Raw genomic sequence first — 12788 nt, 5'->3', positions numbered from 1 at the left:
CAGTGTAGGTGGCATTAATCGCCACCGACGGTCCAATGATAGTATTTCGCCGCTATTGTGTTTGAGCGGCCAGTGTTTGCTGGCGCTGCGTCTCTTCCTGCAAGAAATCGATGATGGACTGCGCCGATTGTTCATCCATTCGCAGGTTGGGCATCGGGATCTTTTCGAAGCGTTCGAACAGCTCTACGGCAATCGGGTCCTTTTCCGCCAGCATGCGGTCCGGCTCGCGAATCCAGCGGTTCAGCCAGGCCGGATCGCGCTGACGGGTCACACCAATCAGGTCCGGCCCGATGCTGCGCATGCCGATGCCCTGCCCGTCTTGCGGGCCGAGGCTATGACACGAGGCGCAGCGGGTGCGGAACAGCTCTTCACCGTTACTCGGCGGGCGGATCTCGGGCGCATCGGCGTAGCTTTCTTCGATACTGGGTTGCTTCCAGTTCTGCAAGGTGTTGGCCAGTTGGTCCGCCAGAATCCACGGATTCTCAAAGGGCGAGGCTTTCATCCAGCGACCGGTTTCCTGGTTGCCCACGATCAGGCTCAGGTTGTGGTCCTTGCTGCGGCCATTGTCGACGCCTTCGATGAACAGACCGAGCTTGTGCCGCAACTCGGTGACATCGGCGAATTCCCCGGTGAGAAATTGCCAGCCCGGTCCGACCTTGAACCGTTGTGCATAGGCCTTGAGCACTTCGGGCGTATCGCTCAAGGGATCAATGCTGATGGAGTAGAAAAAGATGTCCTTGCCGACCCGGTCACCCAGCAGCGTTTGCACCTGGCGCAGTCGCGCGGTTTCCAGGGGGCAGGAATCGCTGCACGAGGTGAAGATGAAATTGATCACCACCACCTTGCCCTTGATCAGGTCATCGAAAAAATGCACCCGCCGACCGTTCTGGTCGGTCAGCAGGGTGTTGGGGAAATAGTCGCCGCCCCAGGGTGTCGCCGACGGGGTCGGCGGCGCTGCAACCTCGTGAGCCACCAGCACCTGATTGCCCAGCAGACAGGTCATCAGCAGCACGAGGTGCATGCCCAGGGCGCGGGAGCGCGGCGTGTGTGGTGTTGTGTCGGCTCCCGTGCGGTTCATTTTGTCACCGTCACTTGCGGGCCAAAGCCGTCGCCATTGCGGAAGGTTGGCAGCGCGGCCGAGTTGACGTAACGAACACCGTCCCAGCTGGGCAGAGGCGTTGGCATCAACTGGAATTGCCCCGGTTTCTCGATGTCCCAGCGCAGCAGCATGGAGTTGTCTTCATGCTGGGTGTTGTGACAGTGCTCCATGTACGTCCCGGCGAATTCGCGGAAGTTGATCGCCATCTCGACGCTGTCCAGGCCATCGTTTTCCGAGCCGATCCGGTACACGTCCTTACGCGCCCATTTTTCCCATTCCGGTGGTGCCTTGCCGCCGCGACTGAGGATGATCCCCTCCTCGAAGTGCACATGCACCGGATGGCTCCAGCCCTTGCCGCCCGCCTTGATGTTCCACACCTCCAGGGTACCGAAGCCACTGACGCCCGCGTCGGTCGGACCGGTTTTCAACTGGGTGGCGGTGTTCAACCGCCGAGGGTCCATGTGGAAACCGAAACCGCCGTCCGTCTTGACCGTCCACGGTGCTTCATCGGTGCCGTCGGAACGGCCGAAGGTGAAGGTGCGGTGACGGGCCTGAGCCAGCAATACCTTGTCGGCTGCGTTGTCGCGGTGGATTTTCAGCGGAATCATCACCATGCCTTCAGCCTTGCCCGGTTTGGCCGGTTCATAGGCCGCCGGGTCCATGGCCAGGTCCTGGCCGGTGTAGGCCTTGACGTTGAGCTGCAGCACTTTGCCCACGCTGGGATCACCCTTGTCCCACTGCGGTCCTTTGCTGCTTTGTTTGATCACCGCGAGGTATTTTTCCGAGAGCACATCCGCCAGTTCGATGGGTTCTTTGGGTCCCTTGCCGTCGTCGTGGGCCATCAGGTTGACCACGAAGATTTTATCGCCGGCCTTGATGCCGTTTTTCGCGAAGTTGACGATGATGTCGAAGCGTTCAGCGATGCCTTGGGTCGGCAGAATCGCGAAGTGATTCTTTTTATTGCCATCCGCGTCCAGGTCCATGGTGCCGTCGAACGGCACGCTGTGCTCCATGATGTTGCCGTCGTTGGCGATCATGTGGAACGGCACGCGAGCGTAGGAAACCCCGGAGTTCTTCGGCCCCTGGAACTCGCCACTGGTGCCCTTGATCTCGCGCACGATGGCGAACTTGAAATAGCGCGACACCGAGCCATTGAGGAGGCGGAACCGGTAGCTGCGAGCACGCACATCCAGGGCCGGTTTCCACTGCCAGTTGACCAGCATCTGGTCACCGAGGAAGCCGTCGGTGTTGAAGGGGTTGAACCACAGTTGACCGCTCTGATCCCACGCCTTGTCGGCGAACACCAGATTGACGTCATAGTCGCGGTTGCCCCACGGCAAGGCGCTACCGCTGGGGAAACGCAGGTTGACGCCGTCGTTGACCGACTCGTTGCCGCGATCCAGGGCGCTGTAGTAATTCATCATCGCCGCGTTGCCCTTGTAGACGTTCTGCGCGGTGAAATCGAGCATGTGGTCGTGGAACCAGTGGGTGCTCATGGTTTCGCGCCAGTCGCCACGAATCTTGATCGTGCCGTTCTCGCAGGTCTTGCGGCTGGGGCTGAGGTCGTTGGTCCACAGGGTTTCCCCCGGCGCGCAAGGGAACGCCGCACGCGGGTCATGGGCGTCGGTATTGATGCTGTCATAACCGGCCAACTGGATCGGCCAGCGATAGTCGTAATACTGGCCGGGGAAGAAAAACGCGTTGGCATAACCGTCGCTTTCCGCCGGTGCGTGACCGTTGTGTTCGTGGGTACTGATGGTGTGCAGGCCAAAGCCCATGTTCGCTGCCGGGTCGATCGGCAGGCCGTTGTAGTGGCGCATCAGCACGGGCTGTCCGTAACGGACCATTAACAATTTGGGTGGCAGGGTGCCGTCGAAGGTCCACACCGAATTGTGATTCTGCACCGGCATGTTCGGATGGAAACGCGCGTCGACGCCCTTGGCAGTGCCATCGGTGGCCGGTACGCCAGCGACATTGTGGTAAAGGCCACCGGGGCCGAACTCGCCCAGTGCATAGCCGTGCATCTGACGACTGTCACGCAAGCCGCCATTGACGCGCGCGCCAGTCTGCACAGTCTTGTAGGCCAGTTGCGGGTAGAACTCGTTCCAGCGTTGATGGGACCAACCCTTTCCTGGCGGGCGGCCTTCGGCAGACGAGCCAATGTGCCGGTTGAGGAAATATTCGATCTGCGCCTGCCACGGGTTGCGGTCGACCACGTTGGAGAACTGGCTCGGGAAAGGTGTCAGCCCCGGTTGGCGCAAGAAGGCATCGAGTGCCGCACTCGGTGGCGCACTGCGCGCCGCACTGGTGGGGTCTTGCTGTGGCGCCGGGCCGATGGCCGCCGGTGGAAATGGCAAAGGGGCTGCCGGTGTGGTGGGGTCGAGTTTCTCCGGGCCGAACTCTTCGAACAGCACCAGCTGTTGCGTGAACGGCTGCGCACCAAACAATGGGCTCGGCTTGCCGTTGGTGGGGTAATTGAAACTGGTCTGTACCGTCGGCGGCAGGATGTTTTCCTGACGCGTGGTGTCTCGGCTGCCTTTGACGCCATCGGGCAGGTCGAAAGAATCTTCGTTGGCCTCGGGCATGGTCAGGATGGCGTTCAAGGCGGCCGGCTTGTCCTCGGGTTCATCGTAGTAAGCCGAGGGGTCCGTGGTTTCGGGCTGTCGTTCATCATCGATAGGGCTGGCGCGCAACGTCGCCGAGCCCAGGGTGACAGTGAGCACGACGCTCAGAGGCGCCATCAGACCGAACCATTTGAAGGGGTGCCGCGCTTTTATGTCCATCACCAGCCGCCTCGACGTCATGAAGGGGGTGCTGGTGGTTTTGCAAGGAGCTCGCCATATTTGTAACAACTTTATACAAAAGTATTAATACTTAACAAAACAATGGCTTAACAGCATCAATGTGCCATGACTGAAAAAACGACTGGGGAATGACACCCGCTACCGGGGAAAGTTCGCACCCGTTTTCAGGGGGTAAGTTTGAACGTCAGACGGACACAGGTGCCCTCGCCCTCACGGCTTTCCAGGGTTACCGAGCCACCGAACCGCTCCATGATCCGCTTGACCAATACCAGGCCAACGCCCAGCCCGCCTTGCTTGGTGGTGAAGAATGGACGGAACGCCATCTTGCGTTGCTCCGCCGTCATGCCCTTGCCGTTGTCGCTCACCACCACGCTCACCGTTTGATCGTCGGTCGACTCCAGCCGGATGCTCAGCGTGCCGCCCTTTTCCATGGCTTCCAGTGCGTTGGACAGCACACTGTTGAGGATCTGGGACAACTGCACCTGCTGGCTGAGCACCATGGGGGTCGTCGCGGGCGCGAACTCAACCTGGATCGAGGCCTTGGCGATCTGCTGCTCGAACGCCATCAGGCTGTCGTGCAACGCCGCAACCAGGTTCACCGGCTCCGCTTCGTCATTGAGCGGACGCAAGGATTGCAGCAGCTCCCTCACCCATTTCGACATCCGGTCCACCTGACCGATGATGTCATTGATGTTCTTGCGCGCCGCGCCCGCGTCGAACTCCAGGGCCAGCTCGGCACTGGAGCGGATGGTTGCCAACGGATTGCGCAAACTGTGGGCCACCGCCGAAGACATTTCACCCAGGGCGACAAAGGTTTCGTTGGTGATCAATTGCTTCTGCTGCGCCGCCAGCAAAATCGCCGCGCGCCGCACGATCCAGTACAGCCCCAGGTAAATCAGGCCACCGCCCAGCGCCGTGGCCAGCCAAATCAGCAGCAGTCCGCGCTCCATGCGATCGATCAGGTCCCTGGGTTCCTTGTAGATCTCCACCATCGCCGTGACCTTGTCACCGTCGGCATCGAACAGCGGAATGTAGTTTTCAATAAAGATGTATTCCGGTGGCGTGACGAACTTCTGCTCCATGCGCGATTTGTCGACATCGTGATAGCTGGCAGAGACCGGAATCCTGGACTTGAACGCTTCTTCCAGGTCTTCATCGGCGTGAATCGTGGTGCCCATCAAGGCCGGGTTGGTCGACCAGATCACGGTGCGGTCAGGCGCATAGATGTTGGCCAGGATCACGTCCGGCAAATGCTCGATGTGGTCCAGAAACTCACCGCGAGCCGCCGCGCGTGCCAGCGGATCGACGTCGGGAAAATTCCTGTCCTGGCGCGGATCGAGCAACTCGCCCATGGTTCGCACGTGAGGGATCGAGACGTGACGTACTTCGGCCGACGCGATCGCCTGTATGAACTGCGAGGTCAGCAACGCATCACGCTGCACGCTCTCGGTAATCACAAACCGCGTCGACACTGCCCCCAGCGCCACTGCCACCGTGCCGATCACCGCCAGGCTGATCAGCGAAAACCAGCGCAGCAGATTAAACGGCTGCTTTCGCGCGCTCAAACGGACATCGCCCTGCTCGGACTGGAGCGTTTGTGTTGGCATATTCATCGACGATATTCCCCACGGTTTCCCCTATAGGGTTATAGCCCACTCGCTGATGTTTGCCCGATTCCGGGGGTTGCCGCCCCCCAATCCCCCCCCGCCCCCATCTACCCCCAACTGTGGGGACAGAGGCCCGTCGGGTTTTTTCGCAGAAAGCCTTCCGTGTACCAGCGCAAGCCTGTACGCCGGGGCTGTGCGGGCGATTTTCGTGTGTTGGTATGGAAGTTGCCAAAACCCCTCTTAACTGGCCCATCCCCCAGGGACAGGTCTCCGATAGAGGGAATACTCATGCACCCTTTACTGTCCAAAACGGCGGCCGCCCTGGTCGTCAGTGCTCTAGCTCAAGGTGTCGCTCAGGCGGCGCTGTTTGCGGTCGATCCCGGCCCCTACTTGCCCGACAACGGTGGCTTCGCCGCCTGGTACCAGGACACCCATGGTCGAACTCTCGACCTGTGCCTGTCCAAGGCCGTGAGTTCTCGCGTACCCGGTGCACCTGGCGCGCCGAGCTACATGTGTAACCTGTTGCCCACGCCAGGTGTTTTCGACGACGCGCAGCCGGTGGTCTTCCCCACCAACTTCCCCGATGAAGCCTTCTGGTTTACCGCTGACGGTGCAATCGTCGATGCGGCCAGGGGCATCGATCTGGCCTATGGCTCAGCCATCGAAGCGGCCTTCGCCGCCGAAGAACCGGTGGAAGGTGATCAGGTCAGCTTCGCCCGCGTCCGGATTCGTGTCGACGTGCCCACCGCCGGCACCTACGTGATCACCCACCCCTACGGCGTCGATGTGTTCAACATCGACACCCCCGGGCGGCGGGCGATCAACATGACCCGGGACATCGGTATCGGTTCGCCAAAAACCTACGACGGCGCGCTCAAGGGTGACGTCGGCCCGTTCCTGCGCAGCGTCAACGGTCCCTACACCGAGACCAACCCGGTAACCGGCAGCGCAGAACAATTCGTCGGCGACCCCAACCTCAATGAGGCGGTCACCGGCAGCCCGTTCAACACCAACTACATCCGCATCGAAGGGCCCAATGGCCTGGACCTGCGCACCACGGTGTTTGCCATCTCGGGCAAATTATCGACCGTGGTGCGCCCGACACCGATGATCACCCAGCGCAGCACTTACTCGCGCAAGGCAGGTGACAGCGCACCGGTCGCCCAACAAGACGTTTTCGTGATGGCGCCACCGCCACCGGCCACCGTTGCCCTCACCAGCAGCACGCCGGTCCTGAACCTGAGCGAAGCCGACACCACCGGCAACTGGTACGCGCAGTCGTCGGTCAACCCTACCCTGCCAACCACCTTGCAAGTGACCGCCGACAACCACCTCGCCATCGCCAGCAGCACGCCGACCACGCTGCCCATGGCGCTGACTGACCTGGTGGTGATCCAGCGTGCCGAGTACAGCCTGAGTTCCGGGCAACTCACCCTTGAGGCCTCGACCAGCGATGAAACGTCGCCGCCGGTGCTCACGGCAACGTCCAGCACCGGCGCAGCGATCGGTGCACTGAGTGGCGATGGCGCGGTGAAAAGCCTGGCCACCGGCATCTCGCCAATCCCGCCGGCCAAGGTTCGCGTGACGTCATCCAATGGCGGCAGCGACACCGAAGAAGTGGTCATCGTGCAATGAACGCCCACATGCCCAGATCCTCATCAGGAGGCATCATGAACAATTGGCCACGCCTGGCGCTCAATGCCCTGGGACTGACTCTATCGCTGTCCGGCAGCGCCTTCGCGCAACTCGCTGCCGTCGACCCTGGCCCCTACACCTTTGCCACGGGGAAATTCCCCATGTGGTACCAGGACAACAATCTGCTGTCGATGGAACTGTGCCAGTCCCGGGCCGCGAGCTCGCGGGTGCCGGCCACCGTACCACCGGCCTACATGTGCACCCTGCTGCCGGAACCGGGCATCTACGACGACACCCAGCCGATGATATTCCCGGATAATTGGCCACCGGAGGCGTTCTGGTTCCTCGCCGAGACCGCTATTGCCGACAACGGTGCAGGCTATGGCGTGGACGCCTACGTCGCCGGGATTGAAGCGGCATTCGCGTCGGAAAATCCTGTCGATGGCGATCAGCAAAGCTTCGCGCGGATTCGTATCCGGGTGAACGTGCCCACCGCCGGTACCTACACCATTACTCACCCGTATGGCGTGGAAACGGTCAACGTCACCGCACCTGGACGCCGGGCAATCAACATCACCCGCGACGTCGGTATCGGTGCTCCAGGCAACTTCACCGGCGCCGTGGGTGGTGCCATCGGGCCCTTCCTGCAAAGCGTCAACGGTCCCTACACCGAGGTGAACCCGGACACCGGCTCGGTGGAAACTTTCGTCGGCGACCCGAACCTCACCGAGCAGGTCACCGGAAGCCCTTTCGACACCAACTTTTTGCGCATCACAGGTCCTGCAGGCACCATCCAGACCAACCTCTTTACCCTCTCGGGCAAGAAGCTGGACAACCGCGCCCAGACCCACGTCGAGCTGGATCGCGCGACTTACCGGCGCACCACGTCGGGCGGCAACAGCAACGTCCAGGTCGAGGTATTCGCCAAGGCAGACAACAGCTCGACCCTGTGCTTCCGTGAGTCCATCGCACTGGTTCCCGGACCACCATTGACCCCCTGCCAGACCACGCTGCTGGGCGACAACACCGGGCTGTTCTTCGGTCAGCGCCTGGCCAACGGCCCCGTGCCTCCGGTCGTGGTGGTCACCGCCACCAACCCGAGCGGCACCACGCGCCCAACGGCGGTATCGAGCAAGCTCACGGACCTCGTGAAAATCCAGACCGCTCGCTACAGCTGGAGTAATCACAGCCTGCTGATCGAAGCGACCTCGTCTGACGAGGTGGCGGTTCCGGATATGGTTGCCCAGGGCTACGGACGCCTGTCGAAGTCCGGCACTCTGCAAAAAATCACCATTGCCGACCTGTCTCAGCCACCCGCTACCGTGACGGTGAAATCCGCTGCGGGCGGCAGTGACACCGAGCCGGTCGTGGTCGTTGGCAGCGCCCCCAACGTCGGAGAAAACCAGCCGCCGCTGGCCGTCGCCGATACCGGCAGCACCAGCTTCGGCGTGCCGATCACCCTCAACCTGTTGACCAACGACAGTGATCCCGACGGCAACACGCCGCTGAGCATCACGGCGCTGACCCAACCGGCGGCGGGCCAGGGCACCGTGGCCTTGAGCGGCACCGCTGCAGTGATCTATACCCCGCCTGCTGTGGTCAATGCACCCCTGACCACGACCTTCACCTACAAGGCTCAAGACGTCAAAGGCCTGGCCTCGGCCGCTGCGGCGACCGTGACCATCACCGTGGCGCCTAACCAGCCTCCGGTGGCCGTCAACGACGCTGTCGCGACTCTGGGTGTGGCGATCCCGATCAGTGTGCTGGCCAACGACACCGATCCGGAAGGCAACGTGCCGTTAGCGGTGAACAGTTTCACTCAACCGGCGGCAGGTCGCGGCACCGTCAGCAGTAACGGTACGGTGCTCACCTACACCCCACCGGCCACTGTGACGACGGCTTTCACCACGACCTTCACCTACGTCGCCCGGGACAGCTTCGGCGCCCTGTCGACAGCCCCGGCGACGGTCACCGTGCAAGTCTCGCCACGGCCTGCTGCGGAAACCTTCGCAGTGACCACGGCAACGGTGTCGGCACGCTCCAACAACCGATTCACCTGGGACTTCGCCGGCACCTCGTCGGTGATCACCGGCAACACCATCACAGTGCGGGTCAGCACCCCGACGGGGCCGGCAACCCTGGGCACCACCACAGTGCCGGTGACCGGTCGCTGGAGGCTGACGGTGAGCAACAGCACTACGGTGATTCCGTCGGCGAACCCGACCGCCACCATCACCTCGTCCCAAGGCACCGTGCGTACGGTGTCGGTCACCGCGAACTGAGCCTTCGCCCCATCGACCTTCGGGTGGATGGGGCGGGTCTCTTCCAACAGGACAACGCCATGAAAACTTCGACCGCCGCCCTGCTCTGCCTGCTCCTGCTTTGCAGCAGTGCGGGCGTGCGCGCCGACGATTTGATGGAAAACGACGACCTGGCACCCGGTGCCGACCTCGGCGAATTGCCGCCGCCCATCGGGCAGCAAGCGCTGATCAACCAGAACGGACAAGCCAACGTTGCACTGGTCAGCCAGAACGGCCAGTCGCTGCTCGGCAACATCGTCCAGTCGGGCAGCAATCAGGAGGCTTTCATCCTCCAACAAGGCAACGACCTGATGGCAATGATCAACCAGCAAGGTTCGGGCAACAACGCCGAGATCACCCAGACCGGCAGCCACAACCGCGCGCAGATATCCCAAAACGGCAAAAACAACGACGCCTCCATCGACCAGGCCGGCACGGGGCTTTCCAGCGCCGTTTCCCAGTCCGGTAATGGCATGAGCGTTTCGGTCAAACAATATCGCTAAAGCACTGCACTACCTGGAGGTTTCATCATGTTCAAACTGACGCCCCTCACCGCCGCCATCCTGGTCATTGTCAGTGCCCAGGCCATGGCTGACGACAGTGTCTCGACCCAGAGACAATTCGGTGATGCCAACATCGCCAATGTCAAACAAAGCGTGGCGCCCTTCGCCACCGCCACCCAGCAGCAATTCGGCCAAGGCAATGACGCAGCCGCCGTGCAAGACACCGCGACCAGCAGCATCGACCAGAACCAGACCGGCGACTACAACGCCGGCTACGCCGAGCAGCTGTTCGAAGACGGCAGCACCATCGTTCAGCAGCAAGTCGGTGCGCTCAACACCGCCCATGCCAGCCAGTCCATCGGTCTGACCGGCAACCAGGCCGTGCAACAACAGCAAGGCAGCGGCAACTTCTCGTTCCTGTACCAAGACAGCCAGCAAGGCTCGTCAGGGTTCACCTTCCAGTTCGGTGACAGCAACGAAGCCAACATCGAACAAATGGAACTGGGGGACGCCAACACCGCCACGGTCACTCAATACGGCACCGCCAACTACGGCACCGCCGAACAGGTAGGTCATTCGGGCGGCCAGATTGCGATCAACCAGAGCGGCACCAACAACTATGCCTATGGCGATCAGCGCAGCGGCGTCGGTGGCACCGTCACCATCAACCAGTTCGGCGACATGAACGGCAGCGAAGTCTGGCAGTTCGGCCAGGCCGCCAGCCAGGTCCTCGTCAATCAATATGGCGGGGCCAACGAAGCCATCGTCGATCAGAGCTTCGGCTCCAACAACGTCGCCCAGGTCCTGCAAGTCGGCGACCTCAACGCCATCTACGCCGACCAGTTCGAATCCATCGGCTCGACCCTGGCGCTGTACCAGCAAGGCACCAGCAACGTGCACTTCACTTACCAGAGCGGCGACAGCCACGTGCTCAACGCCACCTCGGTGGGCAGCGACAACAAGGTCTACGCCAGCAACTGGAAAGGCCCACAAGCCGGTGGCCAGTTCGGCACCAACCAACGCGCGACCGTCACCCAGTCCGGCAACGGCAACGTGGCCAACTTCACCCAGGACGGCGCCGGCCACATCATGACCACGAACCAGACCGGTATTGGCAACAAAACCACGGTCAGCCAGGCCGACTCCTACAACGAGCTGTACTTCGACCAGAACGGCAGCGACAACATCCTCATCGCCGACCAGCGTGGTACGACCAACCTTGTTCAGGGCTCCTCCAATGGCACGGGTAACACCAGCGAGTTTGATCAGTCGGGCACCGGTAACCAGGCGTTTACCAATCAGATGTATGGCAGTGATAACCAGATCACGGTTAAACAGGCCGACAGCATGAACGTCGCGTACGTGACTCAGGGCGGGACGGGGAACGTTGCTAATGTGGATCAGAGTGGCGTGAACCAGATGGCGACGGTGCAGCAGTTTGGTGCGGCTAACTCGGCGACTGTTTTGCAGCAGTGATTGGGTAGGCGAAAAAAAACCGCGGCCTTGGGGTCGCGGTTTTTTATTATTTAGATAACGCCGAAAACCTTGTTCTTTAATTTGATAACCCAAGCAATCCAGCAAGCTGTGGAGTATAAGAACTTTTTAATTCAAAGTGATCATTTCTAATTTTTAAGGCCACCCTATCTAACACCACTTTAACATCAAACAATTCGTCGTAATATTCATTAGCTGCATTGAAACCAGGATACTCACTCGACGGAATCGCCGGATCAAATTGATTATCAAGAGTCTTATTTAATCTGCGCGGAGAAAAAGACCCCTTGATTTGCTCGCCCGGCCGACGCTTTATATAGTTAAGTAATTTAAGCCGTTCAGCGCTACTGGTAGACAGCGCAGACAATCCTCCTAACCGTTCGCTTTCTCTACTTAACGTCAACAGATCGCCAGAAAACTTGGAATCCAATTGCGCCCGCTTGGTTTCAACCCTATTTAATAGTTCAAAACGCTCCATCGCTTTTGCGCCCGCCAAAGGCCGTATATCCGATTTCAATTTAAACACCTTCCTATCCGACTCCATCCTTCCGGTGACCACTAAAGACTGCACTGCTTTCTGCCTACTTAGTCCGTTTGCGTATGATCGATTGCGCCAATTCAAAAGCATCGATTTGATAGCGCCAGAAACATTTCCAGTCGGATCATATCGATTAATCGGATCTCCCAAACAGTATGCATAAGTATTTATTCCTCCCCTGCCAAACGGACTCAAACTGTCGGGACTGTTAAATCGCATCAACACAGGATTAAACGGCCGGTGACCATTACCCAGTAAATAATGCCCTGTCACCGGGTCAGGTCGTTCGCCGGCAAATCCCAACAGGCTGGTTAACCCGCTTTCAGCAAGAGGGTGTCCATAGGGCGTGTAAGCGATGGATTGCTTTGATGGACTTCTATCGAGCGTCTGCAGCACAGAACGTTGCAGGTCAGTTGCCAACAGCGTGGTATCGAATACATCACCCTCTCGCTGTTGCTGTGCCAGCAGCAGACCACCGTGCTGCACGATGGAATGCCCCATAGCGCCATGAATCTCGGTGGCCAATCGGGTTTTGCAGTAAAACCGCTGATGCGTGGGTGCATGTGTTTGAGTTTGGTTGATCAGGCGATCCAGCGGATCGTAGCGGTACTGGCAAAGCAACGCGGCTTGTTGAACAGACATTGGACGCTCCGAGCTTTCAAGGTCAGGGCGTTTGAGTATCTGCTTGATAGCCACAGGTGGGAACTATCAGGACTGTTAGGTTTTCCGGGTGGTAGCCACTTCGCAACTTTCGAACCTGTGATCATTTATGCTCAATAAGAGAACCTAATAGCATGCCTCACTAAAT

General features: G+C 60.0%; 8 protein-coding genes. 4 read left to right on the top strand and 4 right to left on the bottom strand.

Annotation, left to right across the window (positions count from 1 at the left end):
• Positions 1 to 52: 52 nt before the first annotated feature.
• The 3 genes from AC3ZVB_RS19885 to AC3ZVB_RS19875 all read right to left on the bottom strand — a co-directional run bounded on the left by AC3ZVB_RS19885 (position 53) and on the right by AC3ZVB_RS19875 (position 5516).
• Positions 53 to 1078: an SCO family protein gene (locus AC3ZVB_RS19885; protein WP_490147504.1), complete on the bottom strand. Its 1026-nt coding sequence runs from the start codon at positions 1076 to 1078 to the stop codon at positions 53 to 55.
• Entirely contained in the window at positions 1075 to 3882 is a 2808-nt protein-coding gene (locus AC3ZVB_RS19880) for a multicopper oxidase domain-containing protein (RefSeq protein WP_490147503.1), read from the bottom strand. The genes AC3ZVB_RS19885 and AC3ZVB_RS19880 overlap by 4 nt, the downstream gene beginning before the upstream one ends.
• 185 nt (positions 3883 to 4067) lie before the next feature.
• Entirely contained in the window at positions 4068 to 5516 is a 1449-nt protein-coding gene (locus AC3ZVB_RS19875) for a sensor histidine kinase (RefSeq protein WP_490147502.1), read from the bottom strand.
• A gap of 282 nt (positions 5517 to 5798) precedes the next feature.
• On the opposite strand from AC3ZVB_RS19875, the gene AC3ZVB_RS19870 reads away from it, so the two are divergent.
• Genes AC3ZVB_RS19870 through AC3ZVB_RS19855 form a run of 4 tightly spaced genes read left to right on the top strand, consistent with a single transcriptional unit; the run spans position 5799 to position 11424 of the window.
• The gene (locus tag AC3ZVB_RS19870) at positions 5799 to 7145 is read left to right on the top strand and encodes a hypothetical protein (RefSeq protein WP_194693501.1); all 1347 of its coding nucleotides are present in this window, start codon (positions 5799 to 5801) and stop codon (positions 7143 to 7145) included.
• A 35-nt stretch (positions 7146 to 7180) separates the two neighbouring features.
• A complete protein-coding gene (locus AC3ZVB_RS19865) occupies positions 7181 to 9427 on the top strand; it encodes an Ig-like domain-containing protein (RefSeq protein WP_490147501.1) in 2247 nt (748 codons plus the stop codon).
• Between the two features lie 59 nt (positions 9428 to 9486).
• Positions 9487 to 9948, top strand: coding sequence for a curlin (locus tag AC3ZVB_RS19860; RefSeq protein ID WP_194693503.1), 462 nt, complete (start codon positions 9487 to 9489; stop codon positions 9946 to 9948).
• Between the two features lie 27 nt (positions 9949 to 9975).
• Entirely contained in the window at positions 9976 to 11424 is a 1449-nt protein-coding gene (locus tag AC3ZVB_RS19855) for a curlin (protein WP_490147500.1), read from the top strand.
• Positions 11425 to 11500: 76 nt separating this feature from the next.
• Here the strand turns inward: AC3ZVB_RS19855 and AC3ZVB_RS19850 are convergent, their stop codons facing one another.
• Entirely contained in the window at positions 11501 to 12622 is a 1122-nt protein-coding gene (locus tag AC3ZVB_RS19850; protein ID WP_490147499.1) for an RHS repeat-associated core domain-containing protein, read from the bottom strand.
• Between the last annotated feature and the right edge of the window lie 166 nt (positions 12623 to 12788).

This window comes from Pseudomonas sp. MDV22-iso1 (genome assembly GCF_058145095.1).
Note: the sequence above shows the minus strand (reverse complement) of the source record. Positions and strands in the feature narration are given on the sequence as shown.

Bases quoted from the DNA above. Each gene is read 5' to 3' on its own strand.
- AC3ZVB_RS19855 (WP_490147500.1), top strand. From the start codon at position 9,976: ATGTTCAAACTGACGCCCCTCACCGCCGCCATCCTGGTCATTGTCAGT.
- AC3ZVB_RS19870 (WP_194693501.1), top strand. From the start codon at position 5,799: ATGCACCCTTTACTGTCCAAAACGGCGGCCGCCCTGGTCGTCAGTGCT.
- AC3ZVB_RS19860 (WP_194693503.1), top strand. From the start codon at position 9,487: ATGAAAACTTCGACCGCCGCCCTGCTCTGCCTGCTCCTGCTTTGCAGC.
- AC3ZVB_RS19880 (WP_490147503.1), bottom strand. From the start codon at position 3,882: ATGGACATAAAAGCGCGGCACCCCTTCAAATGGTTCGGTCTGATGGCG.
- AC3ZVB_RS19850 (WP_490147499.1), bottom strand. From the start codon at position 12,622: ATGTCTGTTCAACAAGCCGCGTTGCTTTGCCAGTACCGCTACGATCCG.
- AC3ZVB_RS19865 (WP_490147501.1), top strand. From the start codon at position 7,181: ATGAACAATTGGCCACGCCTGGCGCTCAATGCCCTGGGACTGACTCTA.
- AC3ZVB_RS19885 (WP_490147504.1), bottom strand. From the start codon at position 1,078: ATGAACCGCACGGGAGCCGACACAACACCACACACGCCGCGCTCCCGC.
- AC3ZVB_RS19875 (WP_490147502.1), bottom strand. From the start codon at position 5,516: ATGAATATGCCAACACAAACGCTCCAGTCCGAGCAGGGCGATGTCCGT.